The organism is Paenibacillus sp. FSL M7-0420 (assembly GCF_038002345.1).
In the GTDB taxonomy this organism is placed as follows: domain Bacteria; phylum Bacillota; class Bacilli; order Paenibacillales; family Paenibacillaceae; genus Paenibacillus_AQ.
Map to the genome: position 1 here is coordinate 2865165 of NZ_JBBOCJ010000001.1, position 21003 is coordinate 2886167.

At 52.4% G+C, this 21003-nt stretch carries 20 protein-coding genes; 16 read left to right on the forward strand and 4 right to left on the reverse strand.

The genetic code is table 11. The features are described 5' to 3' along the window. Window positions 1–172 precede the first annotated feature (172 nt). Both MKX51_RS11965 and MKX51_RS11970 read right to left on the reverse strand, forming a co-directional pair. Window positions 173–2608, reverse strand: coding sequence for a GH36-type glycosyl hydrolase domain-containing protein (locus MKX51_RS11965; protein WP_340941405.1), 2436 nt, complete (start codon window positions 2606–2608; stop codon window positions 173–175). A gap of 115 nt (window positions 2609–2723) precedes the next feature. Beyond that, on the reverse strand, window positions 2724–3779 hold the full coding sequence (locus MKX51_RS11970) for a LacI family DNA-binding transcriptional regulator (RefSeq protein WP_340992512.1): 1056 nt from the start codon (window positions 3777–3779) through the stop codon (window positions 2724–2726). A 291-nt stretch (window positions 3780–4070) separates the two neighbouring features. On the opposite strand from MKX51_RS11970, the gene MKX51_RS11975 reads away from it, so the two are divergent. The 7 genes from MKX51_RS11975 (at window position 4071) to MKX51_RS12005 (ending at window position 13310) form a co-directional block, all read left to right on the forward strand. Then, window positions 4071–5849 carry a sensor histidine kinase gene (locus MKX51_RS11975; protein ID WP_340992513.1) on the forward strand — a complete coding sequence of 593 codons (1779 nt, stop codon included), beginning with the start codon at window positions 4071–4073 and terminating at the stop codon, window positions 5847–5849. Then, the gene (locus MKX51_RS11980; RefSeq protein ID WP_340992514.1) at window positions 5824–7461 is read left to right on the forward strand and encodes a response regulator transcription factor; all 1638 of its coding nucleotides are present in this window, start codon (window positions 5824–5826) and stop codon (window positions 7459–7461) included. The genes MKX51_RS11975 and MKX51_RS11980 overlap by 26 nt, the downstream gene beginning before the upstream one ends. A gap of 64 nt (window positions 7462–7525) precedes the next feature. Then, window positions 7526–8440, forward strand: coding sequence for a carbohydrate ABC transporter permease (locus MKX51_RS11985; protein ID WP_340992515.1), 915 nt, complete (start codon window positions 7526–7528; stop codon window positions 8438–8440). Window positions 8441–8443: 3 nt separating this feature from the next. Then, on the forward strand, window positions 8444–9283 hold the full coding sequence (locus tag MKX51_RS11990) for a carbohydrate ABC transporter permease (RefSeq protein ID WP_340992516.1): 840 nt from the start codon (window positions 8444–8446) through the stop codon (window positions 9281–9283). Between the two features lie 36 nt (window positions 9284–9319). Continuing rightward, window positions 9320–10639, forward strand: a complete 1320-nt coding sequence (locus MKX51_RS11995) for an ABC transporter substrate-binding protein (protein WP_445322003.1) — start codon at window positions 9320–9322, stop codon at window positions 10637–10639. 78 nt (window positions 10640–10717) lie between these two features. Beyond that, on the forward strand, window positions 10718–12367 hold the full coding sequence (locus MKX51_RS12000) for an MGH1-like glycoside hydrolase domain-containing protein (RefSeq protein ID WP_340992518.1): 1650 nt from the start codon (window positions 10718–10720) through the stop codon (window positions 12365–12367). 40 nt (window positions 12368–12407) lie between these two features. Beyond that, window positions 12408–13310 carry a glycoside hydrolase family 43 protein gene (locus MKX51_RS12005; protein ID WP_340992519.1) on the forward strand — a complete coding sequence of 301 codons (903 nt, stop codon included), beginning with the start codon at window positions 12408–12410 and terminating at the stop codon, window positions 13308–13310. Between the two features lie 113 nt (window positions 13311–13423). Here the strand turns inward: MKX51_RS12005 and MKX51_RS12010 are convergent, their stop codons facing one another. Continuing rightward, window positions 13424–14698 (reverse strand): hypothetical protein, encoded by a 1275-nt coding sequence (locus tag MKX51_RS12010; protein ID WP_340992520.1) that lies wholly within the window; start codon window positions 14696–14698, stop codon window positions 13424–13426. Between the two features lie 170 nt (window positions 14699–14868). On the opposite strand from MKX51_RS12010, the gene MKX51_RS12015 reads away from it, so the two are divergent. The 7 genes from MKX51_RS12015 (at window position 14869) to MKX51_RS12040 (ending at window position 18442) form a co-directional block, all read left to right on the forward strand. Further along, on the forward strand, window positions 14869–15078 hold the full coding sequence (locus tag MKX51_RS12015) for a hypothetical protein (RefSeq protein ID WP_340995593.1): 210 nt from the start codon (window positions 14869–14871) through the stop codon (window positions 15076–15078). An 83-nt stretch (window positions 15079–15161) separates the two neighbouring features. After that, complete coding sequence (locus tag MKX51_RS12020) at window positions 15162–15833, forward strand: stalk domain-containing protein (protein ID WP_340992521.1); 672 nt, start codon at window positions 15162–15164, stop codon at window positions 15831–15833. 165 nt (window positions 15834–15998) lie between these two features. After that, window positions 15999–16565, forward strand: a complete 567-nt coding sequence (locus tag MKX51_RS12025; RefSeq protein WP_340992522.1) for a hypothetical protein — start codon at window positions 15999–16001, stop codon at window positions 16563–16565. A gap of 183 nt (window positions 16566–16748) precedes the next feature. Next, a complete protein-coding gene (locus MKX51_RS12030) occupies window positions 16749–17372 on the forward strand; it encodes a hypothetical protein (RefSeq protein WP_340992523.1) in 624 nt (207 codons plus the stop codon). Next, complete coding sequence (locus tag MKX51_RS12035) at window positions 17365–17892, forward strand: accessory gene regulator ArgB-like protein (protein ID WP_340992524.1); 528 nt, start codon at window positions 17365–17367, stop codon at window positions 17890–17892. Before MKX51_RS12030 ends, MKX51_RS12035 begins: the two co-directional genes overlap by 8 nt. A 2-nt stretch (window positions 17893–17894) precedes the next feature. Continuing rightward, window positions 17895–18029, forward strand: coding sequence for a cyclic lactone autoinducer peptide (locus MKX51_RS33180; protein ID WP_081751311.1), 135 nt, complete (start codon window positions 17895–17897; stop codon window positions 18027–18029). Window positions 18030–18046: 17 nt separating this feature from the next. Continuing rightward, window positions 18047–18442 (forward strand): LytTR family transcriptional regulator DNA-binding domain-containing protein, encoded by a 396-nt coding sequence (locus tag MKX51_RS12040; RefSeq protein ID WP_340941388.1) that lies wholly within the window; start codon window positions 18047–18049, stop codon window positions 18440–18442. A gap of 89 nt (window positions 18443–18531) precedes the next feature. Here MKX51_RS12040 and MKX51_RS12045 read toward each other — a convergent pair whose 3' ends face one another. Further along, window positions 18532–19062 carry a GNAT family N-acetyltransferase gene (locus MKX51_RS12045; protein WP_340992525.1) on the reverse strand — a complete coding sequence of 177 codons (531 nt, stop codon included), beginning with the start codon at window positions 19060–19062 and terminating at the stop codon, window positions 18532–18534. A gap of 195 nt (window positions 19063–19257) precedes the next feature. Here MKX51_RS12045 and MKX51_RS12050 point away from each other — a divergent pair, with 195 nt between their 5' ends. Together MKX51_RS12050 and MKX51_RS12055 are read left to right on the forward strand one after the other, a co-directional pair. Continuing rightward, a complete protein-coding gene (locus MKX51_RS12050) occupies window positions 19258–19800 on the forward strand; it encodes a hypothetical protein (RefSeq protein ID WP_340992526.1) in 543 nt (180 codons plus the stop codon). A 131-nt stretch (window positions 19801–19931) separates the two neighbouring features. Then, window positions 19932–20816: an Rpn family recombination-promoting nuclease/putative transposase gene (locus MKX51_RS12055; RefSeq protein WP_340995595.1), complete on the forward strand. Its 885-nt coding sequence runs from the start codon at window positions 19932–19934 to the stop codon at window positions 20814–20816. The last annotated feature ends 187 nt before the right edge of the window (window positions 20817–21003 follow it).

Genomic DNA, 21003 nt, shown 5'->3' on the forward strand with positions numbered 1-21003 from the left:
ATGAACGAACAACCCGGTTGTACCGCCTAAGCGGACAACCGGGTTGTTATGCTTTTAAAATATAAGAAATTATATGTTTCACACGATAACTTATTCTTCTATTTCTCGCTGAAACGGTACCGTCCTTTAAAAGGACGGCAAAGCCGTTTCCACTTGTAGGAGTGCCAGGTTATTAGCCGAGAGTGACGACAACCTGGTGTACTGCACCGTCGCCCACAGGAGCGATAATATTGCCTTCCACGGCAGCGCCGTCGAGGGTCAGGCTGGCTACACCTTTGGAGACATGGTTCGGGTTCTGGATCGAGATCACATAAGTGTCGCCACGGAAGACGCGGGTGATCTCGAAGCCGTCCCATTCTGCTGGGATACAAGGGTCAACCTTGAGCCCGGCGAAGTCTGCCTGAATTCCCAGGATAGACTGCGTGATCGCTACATAGTTCCATGCCGCTGTACCCGTCAGCCAGGAGTTTTTCGCTTCCCCGTGACGTACGGCATCTTTACCGGCGATCATCTGGGAGTACACGTAAGGCTCCATCCGGTGCACTTCGCTGATGTCCTCCAGGTAGGCCGGAGCGATTTTTCGGTAAATGTCAAAAGCTCTGTCGCCATGTCCAAGGACCGTCTCTGCAATCATGATCCACGGGTTGTTATGGCAGAAGATCCCGGCATTCTCTTTGTAGCCCGGAGGGTACGTGGAGATTTCACCCAGGTTCAGATAGTACTTGGAATACGGAGGCTGCTGCAAAACGATACCATAGTCCGTATCCAGACGTTCCTGCACGGAAGTCAGGGCGCGGGCTGCTTCACCGTTCTCTACACCGATTCCGGCCATTACGCACATGCCTTGCGGCTCAATGAAGATCTGGCCTTCTTCGTTCTCCTTGCTGCCGATCTTGTCGCCATAATGGTCATATGCGCGCAGGAACCAGTCGCCGTCGAAGCCGTGGGACAACGTGATGGCACTCATGTTCTCGATCTTGGCAACAGCGTCAGCGGCTACATCATCCAATCCGCGCATCCGGCAGATCTCGGCATAGTCCGGTCCAACGAAGACGAACAGACCTGCGATGAATACAGATTCCGCTACGCCGCCAGCGATATTCTCCGTGGTCTGGAACGATTCGCCCGGCTCGGTGGAGAAGCAGTTCAGGTTCAGACAGTCATTCCAGTCCGCGCGTCCGATCAGCGGCAGGCCGTGAGGCCCGAGGTTGTTCGTGACATGCTCGAAGCTCAGCTTCAGATGCTCGAACAGGGTTGCTGTGTGATCCGGATTGCTGTCAAAAGGAACCTGCTCATCAAGGATCGAATAATCGCCGGTCTCCTTAATATAGGCTGCTGTACCCGAGATCAGCCATAGCGGATCGTCGTTGAAGCCGGAGCCGACTTCATTGTTGCCCTTCTTGGTTAGCGGCTGGTACTGGTGATACGCACTGCCGTCAGGGAACTGGGTAGCGGCGATATCAAGAATCCGTTCTCTGGCACGCTCTGGAATCTGGTGGACGAAGCCGAGCAAGTCCTGGTTGGAGTCGCGGAAGCCCATACCACGGCCAATCCCGGATTCGAAGTACGATGCGGAACGGGACATGTTGAAGGTCACCATACACTGGTATGGATTCCAGATGTTCACCATCCGGTTCAGCTTGTCGTCCCCGCTCTTGATCTGGTATTTGGACAGCAGGTTATCCCAGTGCGCAGCCAGAACGGCAAGGGCGGCATCCACCTGGGCATCGGTAGCGAACTGATCGATGACAGCCTGGGCCGGCTTTTTGTTAATAACGTTCAGGGCTTCCCATTTCTCATCCTCAGGGTTCTCGATGTAGCCGAGCACGAAGATGAAGCTTTGGGCTTCGCCCGGCTCCAGCGTGATGTCAAGTGCGTGGGAGCCGATCGGCGACCAGCCGCTGGCGACAGAGTTAGTAGGCTCACCGGCAGCAACCGCCTGCGGAGCATCCAGGCCATTGTACATGCCCACGAACGATTCGCGGTCCGTATCGAAGCCGGCAATTTCCTTATTTACAGAATAGAAGGCGTAGTGGTTTCTGCGCTCGCGGTATTCTGTTTTGTGATAAATGACGGAATCCTTCACTTCTACTTCGCCGGTGCTGAGGTTACGCTGGAAGTTGGTCATATCATCGTTGGCATTCCACAGGCAGAACTCGGCAAAAGAGAACAGCTTCACGGTCTTTTTCACATCGCCTGTGTTCTTAACAACCAGACGGTGAACTTCCGCATTGTGGCCCATCGGTACAAAAGCAAGCTGATTCACGGAAATGCCGTTACGCTCGCCTGTAATAGAAGTGTAGCCAAGGCCGTGGCGGCATTCGTAGAAGTCGAGGTCCCGCTTCACCGGCATCCAGCCCGGCGTCCAGAAGTCCCCGCCATCGTACAGGTAGTAGTAGCGGCCGCCGGTATCCAGCGGAATATTGTTATACCGGTAACGGGTAAGTCTTCTCATCCGCGCATCGCGGTAGAAGGTATAGCCCCCGGCAGTATTAGAGATGAGGCCGAAGAACTGCTCGTTGCCGAGGTAGTTAATCCAAGGATAAGGGGTTTTGGGGGTGTTGATTACATACTCTTTACGGGTGTCGTCAAAAGTTCCGAATTTCATGAGAGACAAGTCTCCTTTCGATTGTGAACGCGCGTTTACATAGCGGAGAAAAAAGTCCCTCGGGGCAAGGGATTTTTCTGAATCGGTCTGTATCAGTCTAAATCGGAGTAAAGCTCTACTTCTTCGGCGGCTGACAGGAATCTCTGGTGATCAGACGCGCCGGGAAGCTGATGGTGCTGAAGGTCGGCTGCTGTGAATCGCACAGCTCAATGACCTTCTCGACAGCGGCTTTGGACATTTCATAAATCGGCAGACGGACGGAGGTCAGCTTGGGATGAATCCGCGCAGCAAGCTGCACATCGTCGAACCCCGCAATGGAGATATCCTCCGGCACGGAAATGCCATGCTCCGAGAACGCTTCCATCGCCGAGATAGCCATATCGTCATTGGAAGAGAAGAAGGCGGTCGGCAGCGGGCCGCCGAAATCCAGCAGCTTCTTCACTTCCTGATAGGCAGTCTCCTTGAGAAAATCACCCTGAAGGACGAAGTCCTTCTGCAGGGCAAGTCCATGGCGCTTCAGCGTATTCTCGTATGCCATGTAGCGCTCCCGCCCGGAATAAGTATTCATCCGTCCGCAGATCATGCCGATCTCCTGATGGCCGAGACCGATTAAGTACTCAATCGCTTCCACTGTACCTTCATAATCCTTGGAATTCACAATAGCGAGATGATTGCGGTCCAGATGCTCTGACATAATCTCGGAAATGTCATAATCGATCAGCACCAGCGGAGCGCTGAGACCGACCATTTCCCGTACAATCTCAATATCCTTCTGGGTGCCGACAATGATGCCGCCGTCAATCCGTTTCTGCAGGAAGGCCTGCTTGACCTTCAGGAAGTCGTCGGGAGAATAGACGGTGTGAATCAGAACATAACAGCCGCGGGCATTCGACGTATCTACCACAGCATCGACGAATGGGGCAAAGTAATTATTCTGATAGATCCGTGTCGCATTCTCCTTCTCGTTCATGCTGATGGCAAACAGCCCGATCGTGTCGGTCTTCTTGCCGGCCAGCGCCCGGGCGAAGCTGTTCGGCTCGTACTGATGCTGTTCAATTACCTTCAGCACCTTAGCCCGGGTCTCTTCAGGGACATTGGAATAGTTGTTGATCACACGGGATACGGTGCTTCGCGAAACCCCGGCTAGCTTGGCAATATCTTCGCTTCGCATAATGTACCCCCTCTAATGTAAACGCGCGTTTATGAACTTATTGTAGAATAAATCTGCCCAGCGGTCAATCGTCCGCCGCAACATTTTTGCCATGCGATAAGAGCGGTTTCACTTGCCGGATTCTCCGATCTGCGTTACAACTAGAGGCATCAGTCAAATAGAGACAGGAGAAAGGACACCGCTCATGATAAGACAAATGATGAGACAAACACCGGCTTCACAGATCTGCGGGGAGAAGGAGGGCTTGCTATCTTTTACTCGTTGAAAAACCGCCTGATCGCATTCTTCGTTGTGCTGCTAGTCTTGTCCTTCGGCACGATGTCGCTGCTGCTGTTCAATCAGGCGCGCTCGATTATCCGCTCTTATATCGAAACGTCGGCACTGGAGAAGATGGACGAATACGGGTCCTTTATTCATATGGCGCTCCAGCAGAGCTATGACTTGTCCTCTCTGGTCTATAACAGCGATATCACCCAGAAGTGGGATGCGATACTTACCCATCCGGCTTCCACCGAAGGGCAGAGGATGCTGGCCAGCATCAACATGAGCAAGTTCCTGACCCAGACGACGAATAATTATTCAATCGTCTCCTCGGTCAACATCTACCGCAAGGAGGGATTGCGGATCGGGGCAGAGAATCAGGTGGTGGCAGATAGCTCGTTCAGGCAGGAGGACTGGTACCGCAACTTCATCGAACACAGCAATCACTGGGTTCCGGCCCATACCGATGAGGCGGAGATCAAGGGGGCGAGACCGTACGAGGTGGTGAGCCTGCTGCTGCCCATCGGGATCTTCGAGCCGTCGCTGGCGAGGAATGTGATGAAGGTCAACATCAAGGCGGACTTCCTGCTGGAGCCGCTGAACCGTATACATCTTGGTGAAAGCGGTACCATTTTCCTGCTGAACGAGCAGGGCAGTCCCATTCTCTCCCAGCAGGAGTACAGCACGCATCCGGAAGCGGCGAAGGAGGTGGAGCGCGTGCGGGCAGCACGGGACGCGCAGGGGGTAGTATATCTGAAGGATAAGCAGGGAGCATCTCACATTCTGGTCTACAAAAAGCTGGCCATCACCAACTGGCTGCTGGTCGGCTTCGTCTCGGAGCAGGACCTGTACGCCAATCTGTTCAAGCTCCGTAACAGCATTATAGTGTTTGCTTCACTGATGCTGGCGGCCGCCTTTGTACTGGCCTACTGGATCTCATCGGGCATTACGAGGCCGCTCTCGCGGCTGGTCTCGGCCATGCGCCATGTGCAGAAGGGCGACTTCGCCCAAGCCGAGCGGCTGACCCTGCCGGAGCGCAGAATCCAGAGCGAGGTGGACTATGCCACCGTCACCTTCCGCAATATGGTTAAGCAGCTATCGCATCTGATCCGCACCGAGTTTGAACAGAAGCTCCTGCGCCAGCAGGCTGAATACAAGGCGCTCTTGATGCAGATCAATCCGCATTTCCTGTTCAATACGCTGGAGCTGATGAGCAGCCTGGCGATCCAGCAGCGGACGAAGGAGACGGTCACGGTCATAGAATCGCTGGGTAAAATGCTCAGGTTCTCGCTGCGGATCAGCGAGGATCTGATCCCGCTGCGCGAGGAGCTGAAGGTCGTGCGCTATTACATGTCCATCCTGGAGGTCCGCTTCGGTGCGGGTCTGGATCTGCGGCTGGACGAGGAGGAGGCGCCTTACGATCTGGAGATCGTCAAGTTCCTGCTGCAGCCGCTGATTGAGAATGCAGTGAAGTACAGCTTCATTCACCAGGCTAAGGCCAAGGTACGGATTACCGTCAGAGCGGACAAGGACCGGCTGGTTCTCTCCGTCGCTGACAACGGAATCGGAATGGACCCGGAGCTGCTGCGCGAGCTGAAGGATCAGGCGATGCGCCAGCAGCCGGAGCAGTTATTGCAGAGCATGACCCATCAGATTGGACTGCGCAATGTACTGGCCAGATGCCGGCTGTATTACGGAGGGCTCTTCACCCTAAGCATAGAATCAAGCAAGGAGGCGGGCACCTGCATTACGCTGGGCCTGCCCCTTCAGAGGAGGAATGACCATGTACCGCGTATTGATCGTGGATGATGAGCCGGAGATCCGCCAGGGCCTGCGGCTCAAGGCTGACTTTGCAGCGCTGGGCCTCAGTGTAACCGGAGAGGCAGGCAACGGCATGGAGGCAATGGAACGGCTGGCAAGCCAAGCGGTCGACATTGTCATTACGGATATGAACATGCCGGTGATGAACGGCGTATCGTTCCTGGACGATTGCCGCAGGCTCTACCCGGAGCTGAAGCTGGTAGTCATTACAGGCTATGAAGATTTCCATTATGCCAAGGCAGCGATCCGCAATCAGGCGCGTGATTATCTGCTCAAGCCGGTGGCCGCCGATGAGCTGACCGCCGTGCTTCAGAAGCTGAAGGACGAGCTGGATCAGGAGCGCAATGACCGTGACCGGCAGGCGGTGAATGAGTGGCGGCTGTCCCAGTACTACAAGGAGATGAAGGAGCATTTCCTGGTGCAGCTTGTCAAAGAGGAAGTGGAGCCGGTCCATGCACTGAAGGAGCGCGCTGCGCTGTTCGAGCTGGATGGATGGGACCTGACGGAGGTGCGGTTCGTAACGGCCGGACTCCGTGAGCGTGCGGGGGAGGCGGCGGTGCCGGAGCCTGGGCACGGCAAAGGTTCAGCGCTGCCGGAGCGTACGCCGGGCAAGCTGAGGCTGCCGTTCGAGCTGCTGACCAGGGAATTCGCGGGCAGCTCCGGGGAGCGATGCCAGGTGCTGCGGGACCCGAGCTATCCGGGGCTGGTCCACTTCATCCTCCAGGATGCGCTCACTGATATAGACCGCTTCTGTACAGAGCTGGCGGAATGCGTCGCCGTCCATCTGGGCTTCAAGCCGGTGATCGGCTACAGCGGCGGCAAGCTTGGATTCCTCCGCTGGAAGGAAGGCTGCCTGGAATCTCTGCTGGCCTGGAACCTCTCGGAGAATGCGTCCCAGCCGCCGGCCGAAGGAAGAAGCGAGCCGGGACTGGCGCTTACGGAGGAATTGACACGGACCCTGCGCAGGCTTCTGATTCAGGGGGAGTGGGACGCCTTCGGGCAGAGCATCCGCCATGAGCTGCAGCAGGCGTTCTCCCAGTCCCGCTCCTGCCTGGTGAAGCTGATCTTCCAGCTCTGCCTGCTTGTGGACGGGGCGGGTGCAGAGGCCGCAGACGGAGACATCCAGGCCCAGGAGCTATGGCTCTATCCCGAGACGGTCCACAAGCTGGATTCGGTGGACAAGGCCGGACAATTCCTGCTGGAGCGGGCGGCCTCTGTGTACCGCACGATGCAGGAGGCCGGTGATGCCGAGGATTCGGTCATCCGCACAGCGACGCAATATATCGACAGCAACTACATGTATGATCTTAACCTGACCCAGCTTGCCAGACGGTTCAATTACAATTCCTCCTATTTCTCGGAGCTGTTCAAGGCCAAGGTGGGCCGGAGCTTCATGGTCTACCTGACCGACATCCGCATGGCCCAGGCCACGCATCTGCTGTTGACGACAACGCTTAACCTGTGGGATATCGCTGAGCTGACCGGATTCTCGAATGCCAGTTACTTCAGCTCCAGGTTCAAAAAAATGTATGGAACCTCCCCGTCGGACTTCCGCCAGCATCCACCTGAAAAATTCAGTAGTCAACAGCCGAAGAAATAGCATTCAACCAAGCTGCGTTGCTTTCTATAATGAGCCTATATCCACGAAGAAGGAGAAGGCGCATATGAAGACAGCACACAAACCGGCGATGTGGAGAAGGAGCGGTACCGCTTACCTGTTCCTGCTTCCCTGGCTGATCGGCTTTTTCGGACTGACACTCGGACCTATGCTGGGCTCCTTGTATCTGTCCCTGACCAAGTACGACCTGCTCAATGCCCCGCAGTGGCTGGGACTGAACAATTACAGGCACATCTTCACGGCAGACGAATACTTCTACAAGTCTCTTACCGTGACGTTCAAGTACGTGCTATTCTCGGTTCCGCTCAAAATGGCCTTTGCCCTCCTGGTCGCCATCGTCCTGAACAAAGGCATCCGGGCGCTGGGCATCTACAGAACGGTGTATTACATTCCGTCCCTGCTGGGAGGAAGTGTGGCAATCGCCATCGTCTGGCGGCAGATTTTCGACGGGGAAGGGCTGATTAATCACTTCCTGGCCTGGTTCGGGATCGAAGGCCCGTCCTGGATTGCCCATCCCAGCTATATTCTCTCGACCATCGTCACGTTGTCCGTCTGGCAGTTCGGCTCCGCGATGGTCATCTTCCTGGCCGGCATTAAGCAGATTCCTGCGGACCTGTACGAAGCGGCGCAGGTGGACGGAGCCGGGAAGCTGCGCCAGTTCGGCCGGATTACGCTGCCGATGCTCTCCCCGGTGATCTTTTTTAACCTGGTCATGGGGATTATCAATTCCTTTCAGGTGTTTACTCCGGGATATGTCATTGGGGACGGGCGCGGCGGTCCGGTGAATTCCACCCTGTTCTACACGCTGTATCTGTATCTCAAAGGCTTCTCCTTCTTCGATATGGGGTATGCCGCCGCTCTGGCCTGGATCATGCTGATCATCATCGGCCTGTTCACCTCCATAGTGTTCGTGACCTCCAAATTCTGGGTGTTCTACGGCGACGGAAAGGACGGGCGATAATTCATGACAGACGACAAAATGATCTTTAGGCTCGGCAAGCATGGCGTCATTATTCTGTTCGGGCTGCTGATGCTGTATCCGGTGCTGTGGCTGCTGTCCAGCTCCTTCAAGCCGAATGCGCTGATCTTCTCGGAACCGGGGCTGTGGCCGGGGAGATTTACGCTGGAGAACTACGTGAACGGATGGAAGGGGCTGCAGGGCATCTCGTTTAGCCGCTTCTTCCTCAATTCTGCCACGATCTCTGTACTGTCGGTCATCGGGAACATACTGACCTGCTCGCTGGCGGCTTACGCGTTCGCCCGGCTGGAGTTCCGCTTCAAAAGTGTGCTGTTTGCCTGCATGCTGGTGACCATTATGCTGCCTTACCATGTCGTGCTGATTCCGCAATATATTATTTTCAGCAAGCTGGAGTGGGTCAACACCTATTTGCCGCTGATCGTGCCGAAATGGCTGGCGCATGACTCGTTCTTCATTCTGCTGATGATCCAGTTCATCCGCGGCATTCCGAAGGAGCTGGACGAGAGTGCCACGATTGACGGCTGCGGCCAGGGCCAGCTGTACTTCCGGATCATTATTCCGCTGCTGGTTCCGGCGCTGATTACAACGGCGATCTTCACCTTCATCTGGTCGTGGGATGATTTCTTCAGCCAGATGATCTACCTCAGCCGGATCAATCTGTTCACCGTGCAACTGGGCATACGCTCGCTCTATGATCCTTCGGGCTCCTCCGACTGGGGCGCGCTGCTGGCGATGTCGGTGCTGTCGCTGGTACCGATTATGACGATCTTCATGCTCTTCCAAAAGCATTTCCTGGAGGGCATCGCTACGACCGGCCTGAAATGAGCAAGCGATTACAATTATTGTTGGGGGGATATGTTTATGAAGAAAAGCTTAGGTCTTACGCTGAGTGTCCTGCTGCTGGCAGCCACAACCGCCTGCTCGGGCGGCAATAACGGCAAGCCTGCGGCGGCCGGCAACTCCGGCGGTGCGGGAGCTTCTGCGGATCAGGTGGAGCTGCGGATTATGTGGTGGGGCGACCAGAAGCGCGCAGATAAGACGAACGAGGCGCTGCGGGCCTTCGAGTCGAAGCACCCGAACATTAAGGTGGTCGGGGAGTTTGCTCCGAACTCCGGGTATTTCGACAAGCTTAACACCCAGCTCGCTTCGGGCACAGCGCCTGATGTGTTTTTCCTGGGAGGGAACGTAACTGATTACGCCGCGAAAGGTGTGCTGCTGGACTTACAGCCCTATGTCGGCCAAGAGCTGGATCTGACGGATATGGACCAGACGATGGTGGAGTACGGAACGCTGGGAGGCAAGCTGGTGCATATCTCAGCCGGGGCGAATGCCCGGGGGATGGTACTCAATACGGAGCTGTTCAAGAAGGCTGGAATGGAGGTTCCGGCAGACGGCTGGAGCTGGGAGGATTACGCCCGCATCAGCAAGGAAATCTCCGGTAAGCTGGGCAAGGGTTATTACGGCACCTACAACTTTACCGTTGAGGGGATGGACATCTATATGAAGCAGCGCGGCAAGCAGGTCTATGATATGGAGAAGGACGCGCTGGGCTTCGGGCAGCAGGATGCAGAGGAGTGGTTCAACTACTGGCACGGGATCACTAAGAACGGCGGAATGGTCACTCCATCCCTGCAGGTATCCAATCCTCCGGGAGACACAAGTAAATCTCTGGTCGTTACCGGCAAGGTGGCGATGAGCCTGATTCCGTCCAACCAGTTCGCCGCTCATCAGAATCTGACTCAGGATAAGCTGACCATGATTCAGGTGCCGCGCGGGCCGAAGGGAACGGGGGTTGTCTTTGAATCCAGTCAAGGGTTGTCCGGTTATGCCAAGACCAAGCATCCGAAGGAGGTCGCGGAGCTGATGAACTTCTGGATCAATGATCCCGATGCCGCGCAGATTCTGGGCAGTGACCGCGGCGTGCCAGTTACCTCCAAGATGCGTGACCTGCTGATGAAGGAGGCTACGCCGCTGGAACAGACCGTGTACGACTTCACAAGCCGTGTATCCGAAGCGACGAAGAAGGAGCCGTTTGCCGTCAGCTATAACCCGCCGAATTTCACCGAATTCACCAAGCTGGCCGAGACCGCTGTACAGGAGATCGGTTTTGAGCAAAAGGATGTCAAGCAAGGGGTAGAGGATTTCTATACAGGCGCGACGCAGTTATTCGGAGCCCAGTAGTCATATCCCGGAAGCGGGCTGCCCCCGGCAGTCTGCTTCTCTGTCTGGAGAGCAACTAAAGTTACAGGAGGGAATGGAATGACGGGTAGTGTACTGGAGAGACTGCGGAGGATAGCGGTGGACGACCGGATTAGAGGGCTTAAGAAAGCGGCGGACCGGGATTCACTGGAGGAGTGGAAGCAATCGGGCGTGGCCTTCGCGGCTTCATCGGAGAACATGGAGAATGTCTATTACTCTGCGCTGCACAAGCTGCTGGACTGTATCGTGCCGATGGACGGAGGCGGACTTGTGCTGCATGAAGGCGGGGTCTATCTCGGGAGCTGGCTGGAGAGCACGGGCACGATCAGCGCTGAACGGCTGTCGCGCTTCATGCCGGGGGTGGCGGGAGCGACCTTCCGGCTGTTCGCCGACCAGCAGCGGCAGGATGGGCTGATGCCCTACAAGGTGACGCCTGCGGGACCGGCCTACCGGCAGATTCAGATGGTGACGCCGCTGGCCCGCAGCGTCTGGAATCATTATCTGGAGAACGGGCGGGACAAGAGCTTCCTTCGCTCCATGTATCAGGCGATGGGCCGGTTCGACCATTGGCTGCATATGCACCGCAACACTAGAGGGACCGGCTGCGTCGAAGCCTTCTGCACGTTCGATACCGGACATGACCTCTCGCCGCGCTTCTGGCATGTCCCGGACACGCCCCATCTGGAGGATGCGGGACAATATAACCCGGATTCGCCGCTGCTGCCTTTTCTGGCCCCGGATTTAACGGCCAATGTCTACTGCCAGCGGCTCTACCTGTCCAAGATAGCGGTGGAGCTTGGCGGGAGCGGGGACGAATGGCGTGCCCGGGCAGCGGGCAGCGGCCACAGCCTGTTCAGCCATTGCTATGATGAAGAGGATGAGTTCTTCTATGACCGGGATCGCGGAGGCCGGTTCGTCCGTGTACAATCGGATGTTCTGCTGCGTGTGCTGGCCTGCGAGGTGGGGGACGGGGTGTTTTTTGCGTCAGCCCTCCGCCGTTACCTGCTGAATACCGGCAAGTTCTTCGCCAAATATCCCTTCACCTCCATTGCGATGGATGATCCCAGGTTCGACCCTTTCTCCAGCTATAACACCTGGGGAGGCTCGTCGAACTTCCTCAGCCTCATCCGTGCGCCGCATGCCTTCGAGCAGCACGGGCGTTATGTCGAGCTGACCTGGGTCATCCTGCCGATCCTCGCAGCGTTCTCGCGGATGACCCGGTTCGGGCAGACGTTAAGCCCATGGACCGGGGAAGAGGGATATATGGAGACCTATTCACCGGCGATTCTCTGCCTGCTGGACTATATGGAGCGGCTATGCGGGATCGTGCCGGTAGCCGGAGAGGAGCTATGGTTCACCGGCCTGCTTCCCTATGACATGGATCATGGCCACGAGGTGGCCCATGAGACCGGATACCGTCGGATCGTGGACGGCACGGTCTTCGAGCTGGTTACTACGCGTGAGCGGTCTGTAATCTACCGTAATGAAGAGGAGTACCTGACCTTTCCATATGGTGTGCGTGTGGTCTTGGACCGGTCTGGACAACTGCTGAAGCTGATCGGCATGAGTGTCCGCCAGATCGAAGGGAGTCTGTGCTATGAGGGCCAGACGCTTCCGTTCACCATCAAGGGCAACGAGCAACTGGAATATGCGGACGGCGGCTTCGTGAGTGTCAGCGATATTGGAGTGGTATTGCCGGAGTACAGCTAACTAAACATGCAGAGTGTGCGGGAAGAAAGGAGAGATGTACATGATAAATAACAAAAACCTGCAAATCAGAGATCCGTATGTGCTTCCGCTGGCCGGACATGAACAGGAGCAGGGCACCTACTATTTATATGGCAGCACCGACAGCAATATCTGGGGCCCGGGCACGGGGTTCAACGCCTACACCGGCACAGATCTGGAGCACTGGGACGGCCCGTTTCCGGTCTTCCGGCCGGAACCGGATTTCTATGCGGAGCGGAATTTCTGGGCACCGGAGGTCTATAATTATGGCGGCAATTACATCATGTTCGCCACCTTCCGGCGCAAGGACAATGATCTGCTGGGCACCGCTGTTCTGATCTCGCTGCATCCGCTGGGCCCGTTCATCCCGCATAGTGAGGGGCCGGTGACTCCGCAGGAGTGGAGTTCACTGGACGGAACGCTGTATGTGGACCGGAAAGGCCAGCCGTGGATGGTGTTCTGCCATGAATGGCAGCAGACCGGGGACGGCGAGGTCTGCGCCATGCGGCTAACAGAGGACCTGCGGAGTGCCGCTGGGGAACCTGTTGTTCTGTTCCGGGCATCGGAAGCTCCATGGACAACACCGTTTAGATCGGAGCGGTATGCGGATCAGCTCAATTATGTAACGGATGGGCCATTCCTGTTCCGGTCAAGCGACGACGATGCGTTATATCTGCTGTGGGCCAGCTTCATTAATAATACCTACGCGCTGGGTATCGCCCGTTCCGGGAGCGGAGAGATTACCGGACCCTGGCTTCATCAGGAGGAAGCGCTCTACCGGCAGGACGGCGGCCATGCCATGGTGTTCCGCGCCTTCGGCGGTCAGCTGATGCTGGCCATCCACACACCGAATCAGACACCGGAGGAGCGTCCGCTGTTTGTGGAGCTGGAGGAGCAGGACGGTGAGATGAGGGTGAAGGCGTAGGCACTTACGCGGGCAGGCGGGCAGGGGGAGGCTAATCTCTGCCTTTAAAAGAAAACGATTGCCCTCCTTTAAAGAGTGGCAATCGTTTTGGGGTGCGGTTAACCTAAGGAAGCTTATTCGATATCAATGCTCCATTGTCCGTCTGCTTCCACGGAAAAGACATAAATTCCGTCGGATTCGATTTTTTCCGCTGTGGAGCCGGAGTAGTTACCAATTTCATTAACCAGCAAGAGGCTATCATTCACTTTGACGGCAAAATTGGATTCACCCGTGTGCTTGGATGTGAACCGGGTCAGCTTGCTTTGCAGCCTTGCAAACACAACATCGTTCCCCTTACCGGATAATTTAACCGGTGCGCTCTTGACGTTCTCGGGGATGCTCTGCTTAATATCTGCTTTCCACGAGCCATCCGACTCCACCTTCAGCATATATTTCCCGCCGTCAGGAATCACAGCTAGTGATTTTCCTTTGTAAGGCCCAATTTCATTCACGAGCATTTTTTTGGTATCTCCTGTTTCATCGTACATATAGATCACAAAGTTAGAATCCCCGTTGTCTGTTGCCTCCAATATAGCGATCCCGCTGTTCAGATGGAAGAACTCTGTAGCCTGGTCCTTTTTCCCTTTGAGATGTATGACTTCGTCCTTTGCTGGCGCTGGCGTAGCGTTTGCCGTTGCTGAACTAGGTAAGCCTTGGTATAACGGCAGCAGTTCAGCGTATAGCTTCTCAACAGTAGCTTGGTCATCCTCTTGAATGGCAAGGGCCATTTCCTTGAATTTGCTTTGATTTTCCTTATTTATAAACTCCAGACTATTGAGAATAACTGCTAATACTTCATCTCTAAGTTCTTGGGTGAGGTTCTTTTCCAGATAGCTTTTGGCTAAATTAAGTGATCTGGCTCCTAGCTCCTGGTTTGCTTCATCAAAGGTGTTAATAGTATCCCCGCCAGAGGGTACATCCGTTTCATCGGGTGTAGGTGTGGAATCTGGATAGCGGGCGGCAACGGAAGCAGGTAGAACTCCACCAATTTTTGTGAAAAGCTTCTTTACATTTTGTACATCATTTTTCTCAATAGAGTCAGCAATCTCCAGATAAGTGAAGGTATTCTCTTTATCCTCCCGGGCCTTAATCCGGATGTTATTGGCGATTTCTTTGGACGACTCAATATTCCATGAATTAGTACCGAAGTTCTCTAGGTATTCCTGCGTCTTATCTTTCACTGAGAAGTTCTTCAGCTCTGGCGCTGGAGTAGGAGAAGCAGTCGGAGCTGCAGAAGGAGTCGCCGTGGCAGCTTGAGTACTCTCAGTAGACCCGCCACATCCGTTCAATATCACAGGTGAAGCTAAAAGAGCAAAAGCTAAAGTCATTTTGGATAATTTTCCGTACATGAGTAATTTCCCCCAAATGTTTAATCATACTTAGCCAGTATATCAAAATTGGATTATTTCTACAGTGAAATTTAATAGAACTTTGCATTCCTTACACAATCGTGCCAAACTTGATATGATTAGGATATAGACTTTTATCATGTTGAATTAGGGGGATGTAAGCTGTGTATATGACAGGTTTTGGGTCCTTGCTCGCTGGAGGGTTCAGTATTTTTGCTCTTTTACTATGGTTGACTTGTCTGGGAATGGGGATATATTTATTTGTGCTGGTGGTGAAGCTTGCCCGCAGGGGAATCATTGCGCTGGATTTGTACAATCACTCCAAAAATCTGGAGATACGCGAACGTTACGAAGCGGTTCACCGGAGAGACGATGTCTGAATGATTGCATCTGATGGCAGGATTTATTATACTCCGAATATGGAATATTCAAATTTGTTATATCTGGAGAGGAGTTTGAGCGAATGAAGAAGAAGATGACTGCTGCGCTGACTGCATTTGCCGTACTGGGAGGAATGGGCACGGGCGTGTATGCCGGGGCCAACCTGCAGGAAATCAAGGCTTTTCTGAATCCAAGCATCAAATTCAAGATGAACGGCCAGCCGGTGCAGCTTAAGAATGGCAGCGGTGCAGTGATTGCCCCGATTTCCTATAAGGACACAACGTATCTGCCGGTCCGTTCCGTATCCGATCTGCTGGGGGTTACCGTTAAGTTCGATGCCGCAACAAACACCATTTCTCTCGGGGAGCAGACGGCAGGTGTGCCGATTGCTACAGGCTTTGATAATATGTATCACACCAAGGACCCGGGTAAGACCGTGTACAAGGATAAGGATTACAAGGATGTATTCTTCGATGACGCCAGCAGCGACCGCGGCAGTTCCTTCATGCTGCAACCTGACAAAAAGTATCAGAAGCTCTATCTCCAGATAGCCGCGATCGGCGGGGAGATCAAAGACTTCAGTATTCAAGACGCGGACACCAACACGGTGCTGAAGAAGCAGACCATTGACCCGGCCAGCGGACTCACGACCATCGAAGTGGATATTGCCGGAGTCAGCAGCCTGTATCTCACTGGCGACGTGAAGAAGGGAACCTCGGTCTTCGTCCCGCTTACGACATCGTATTATAAATAATTTCTGAACTTATACATCATTCACGAATGCCCCGGGAGCCTTGGTTTCCGGGCTTTTTCTGTCTGCATTAGTTGTTTGGATGAAGGCAGAAATGGGTATTATCCGGTAAGCCGGTGAATCTAACCGGCCGTGTAATTGTTCAATGAATTCATGAGGAGTGAGCAGATGTATACCAAAAAACTAATAATGTCCTTATCCTTGACGTTGTCCCTATTGGCCCTCAGTGCCTGCGGTAATGCTGAGGATAAGCCGTCCACCGAATCGATGCAGACCACTGCACCGACAGCAGAGAGTGTCCAGACTCCTGTGCCGACAACAGAGGCTGAGCAGACTCCAGCACCTACGGCAGAGCCGGAGCAGACGCCTGAGGCGACAGCCGGAAGCAACGAGACGGCTGCCGGATCTGCGGACCTGCCGAAATATCTGCCGGAGGATTTCCCGATGCCGGAGAATGTAACAGAGACCATTCTTTCGAATGCGGAGGAGAATGAGGGCAAGAAGACGGCATTGCTGATTTTTAGAACAACGGATAGTATGGAATCGGTAACGAAGCTCTATGATGATTATCTGGCTTCCAAGCTGGGCGATCAGTCCGTGAAGACTATCGATCCCAAGAACCTGATCATTCAAGGCAAGACCAAGGACGATAAACAGAGCTGGTCAATCATTGGCGGTCCGCTTGCGTCCCAGGAGGGAACCGTGGAGGTTAACGTCATTTGGTCTGAAATTTAATACGGACAGCCAAGCTGCTGTACACAGAGGAACATCCGTTGAGGCTCGATACAGAGCGGCCAACGGATGTTTTTCGTGACTGAGCAAAAAGTGTCGAATTTTGTAATTAAGTAGTATACGTCAGGTGCGGCGGGGATATATAATTAATCTTGTAAACGAAAATTAGTCAGGCGGTGTTATGGTTTGTCGTGGGAACCTGTAGGCTTTATGTTTTTCTCAACGATAGAGACGCTTGCGCTCTATTATCTGATTATGTCTCTCTATAGATTCAAGTGGAGATGGTACATCTGGCAGGCTTTATTTGTCATCTTGCTGAACAATCTGCAAAGCTATCTGTTACGCAATGAACTGGGCATGTCGAATGTTGCACCACTTGTTTTAATCTTGATTTTTATCTTCTTTTTCGCTGCGGTGGTGAGGATGCCGCTCATTCTATCCATCATCGCAACAATATCAGGATTTGCTATTTTTGCCGGGATTCAGACGCTGCTCACCCTGCTCATGTTCGGATCTATATCGAATATTGGTAGTATCGCGAACGGATATTTTCTGCAGGTAGCGACTGCGGCAGCGGTGTTCGGTATTTTTGGGCTTCTGTACCGCAAAGGCAAGGGCTTCACGTTCGACTTGGATAAACTCCGCTTTAAGATAGAAGATATCCTGCTGTCTCTGCTGATTTTCGGCTTCGTAATAGGGATTTCAGTGCTACTCTACTATAATGATATTCTGCTAAATGCCTTGATTTTCCTGGTGATGACTGTATTCCTTCTATATTATTCCACCCGGAGGGAGCGGGAAGATGCTTGAATTCATGTCCGGCAAGCTGGCATTTACGATTAAAAATATCGTACCTGAACACCCGGCATCCTACGCTGTCCTGAAATTTGCTATTAGCGTAGTGCTTAATGTGGTGTTTATTATTGGGCTGACGCTGGCAGTATCCCTTTTGACGGGCCGGACAAGTGAAGCTCTGCAGATTCTGATCTCCTTTGCCGTATTACGTCAGGTGTCGGGCGGGGTCCATCTCAGATCCGGTATTGCCTGTGTCTTGTTTACGGTAAGCTTGTTCACGGTCCTATCCTTTGTGGAGGTTAGTTCCCTTTACGTTATGCTAATGAATGGAACTAGTCTGTTAATCGTTTTATGGCTGGCGCCCATTGGAATTGAACGACAGACCCGGATTCCGAGGCGGCACTGGCCTAAGCTGAGAATCGTGGCGATACTGCTGGTAGCTGCCAATATCGTTATAGGCTCATCTGTTATCGCAGCCAGCTTTTTGGCACAATCCATCAGTCTGATTATAGCTAGAAGGGAGGTGAACATCTGACAATGAGAGCTTTGCAGCGCAAAGTAGTGTATAAGCTTGCTTCTGGTTTGTCCGCCTTGGCTGCCCTTATCGTGTTGGTTACAGCAAGTGTATTATACATTAATCAACCGGAGGTTCCTGAAGAGTTACTTAAATAACATTGGAGTTGATCCCTTTGAGCACGATATCTGTTACTAGAGACACAGAGGGAAACACTGGTGTATTCTCACTCGATATTGCGAAAATAACTTTTATGGAATTTGAACGGACTATCTATCGGATCATTGTCCATACGTACGATCAGACCTTTTATACAGTAGGTACGCTGAAATATTGGCTTAATACCCTGGCCAGTTCAGGATATCACTTCGTTCTAGCAGATAGAAACACGTTAATTCAGGTTTCTAATATTATCCAGCTGGATAAGACGTTTCATATTGCTTATTTTGGGGAAGACCACAGAGGAGTCGAGCAAAAGTGTTTTCTGTCAGAGAAGGGCTACAAACAAATTCTAAAATACGTAAAAACATCCGCATCGGATGTTAAATTAGTGGAGCTGCCCCAGTGGTAGCTTATTTTTTTGGAGGTTTGTATATAAAATAAGGCTGACCCAGCGTAGTTCATTTTGTAGCGCCCGGGTCAGCCTTTGTTCGGATTATCCTAATCTGTAGCTAATCTGGAATACATACACAGATCAATGAAGCTTCCTTTGGACCGCTCACTCTGCCTCAATATTCCTTCCAGCGAAAAGTTTAATTTCTGCAGTACCTTAATAGAATTGATATTAGCAGGCTGGGCCTTTGCTTCTATTCTATTGAAGCCCAGCGTATCAAACGCATAATCTATTAGTGCGCGAAGGGCTTCAGGCACATATCCTTTTCCCCAGCACTCGCGGCTAAGGTCATAACCGATCTCTGTCTTGGCATTGTCATAGTCCAGCGCATTGAAACCACAGGAGCCGATAATCCGACCGGATTCTGCTTCCGTGATGGAATAGCGGATCGCCTGATTCTCGGTGGCTAACTTATGAAGCAGCTCAATCATTTCCACGGCCTGACTCTCATCCGTGAAGCTGCTGATATTCATGAACCGGGTGACTTCAGGATCGGACCAGATCGGGAACAGGCTGGCTGAATCGGCGGTGCGCATTTGTCTTAATACTAATCTTTCGGTTTGTAATTCTGTAATCATCAATAAGTTACCTCCATTAAATATATATGGTATTGGTGAGGTACAACTATTGATATCTGCGCATAGTTCAGTCCTTTCCGTGTGTAAGCTGCCTCTATTATATAGAATACAGGGGAGAATGTTAATCAGGGACGCGCCTGTTTCGTATTCCTCCTGACATGGTAAACTTTAGATAAAAACATCTGGGAGGGTATTATGAGAAAAACGTTACTGGTAGTATTGTTCTTGTTCGTATTGACAGCTTGTGGGGATTCCAAAGACGGGGTAACCACTAAAGACTTAGCCATCCAAAAGGTGAACGATCATAAAGCCATTGTTGAGTATGGTATGAGCCGCGCGGAAGCAGAAGAGGTATTGGGCAAAGGAGAAGATAAGGATATTGCGAATTCAGTCATGTACAGCCCTGGCGTAAGAATTATGTACCGTGAGGATAAAGTGGCAGGGATTACTCTGGCAAAGGAATCGAAAGATATGTATGAAACCACAGGCGGTTTTAAAATTGGCATGTCCAAAGATGATTTCAAGCAAATCTATGGCGATCAATATCTGAAGGATATGGAGAGGAACCTGGACTATGCTTACGATTCAGTCAACAAACGTTATTTGCAGGAAAAAGAATGGGTAGCGAAAGCTGAAGATGACACGAAAATATATGTAATATCAGCCATGTTCAACGGTAAGGGTGAAGCAGACGCCGTTGTATTGGTGGATAAGCGAATGGCGATCACGTTTAGGTAAAAGGGGAGGGCTGACGATCAAGCATGTGCTAGTATGTTTCTTTGAGCTTTGGGGACAGAATAGCAATATAGGGACCTTAAAGGCTGGCTTTGTCTACAACGAGTAGTTCCGCCATGATATAATCAATGTATATGATTGGAGTGATAATCGTGGAACTACTCGACGCACGGAATGACTTTATCTTCAAGAAAATTTTCGGCAGTGAGAATAACAAGGATGTCCTGCTGGCCTTCCTCAACAGTACCTTTATGGAGGCAGGCGAACCCCCGCTGACAGAGATTGTATTAATGAATCCGTACACTGATAAGGATGCTCCAGCGGATAAACAGTCTATTCTGGACATCAAGGCCAAGACGGCTGAGGGCAAACGGATCAACATCGAAATGCAGCTGTTCAATCCATACAATATGGAGAAGCGGACACTGTTCTACTGGAGCGAGATGTATTACCACCAGATTCAAAAAGGCGACGATTACAGTCAATTGAAGAAGTGTGTGACGATCAATATACTGAACTATTCCTGTCTTCCTAATGACCGCCATCATAATGTGTTTCATCTTCGGGAAGATCACACCGGAATTCAGTTGAACAACGATCTGGAGATTCATGTGATGGAATTAACAAAGCTTGAGGAGCAGGCCGTTCCATTAACTGGTGGTCTGATCAACTGGCTGTTATTCCTGAAGGGTGTTGAACAACCAAATTGGGAGGTGCTGACCATGAATGAACCGATGTTGAAAAAAGCAATGGATACGCTGGAGTTCCTGAGTCAGGATGCCGCTACACGTATGGAATATGATGCCCGGATGAAGTATTTGCGGGATGAGGCGTCACGAATGAATGGTGCTAAGGCTGAGGGGCGAGCTGAGGGACGAGCAGAAGGTGAGCGGAATAAGGCAGAGGCAATGGTGCGTGAACTTCTTGCTCTTGGAGTGGAAACCTCAATTATTGTTAGAGCCTCAGGTCTCTCAGAGCAAGAAGTTTTAAGCTTGAAAACACAAATGGGTAGACACTGACCATGAATGAACCGATGAGAAAAAAGAGAAACTGCTAGAAAGCTCTTGGCAATGGGGCAATGGAATTCAAAATTTAAAACTGCTGCAATGATAACAACGAAAAACGAAGCCGATCATATGATCGGCTTCGTTTCTTTAAGGCTTTCCATTTATAGGACGGATGGGGTTCGAACCCATGACCCCTACC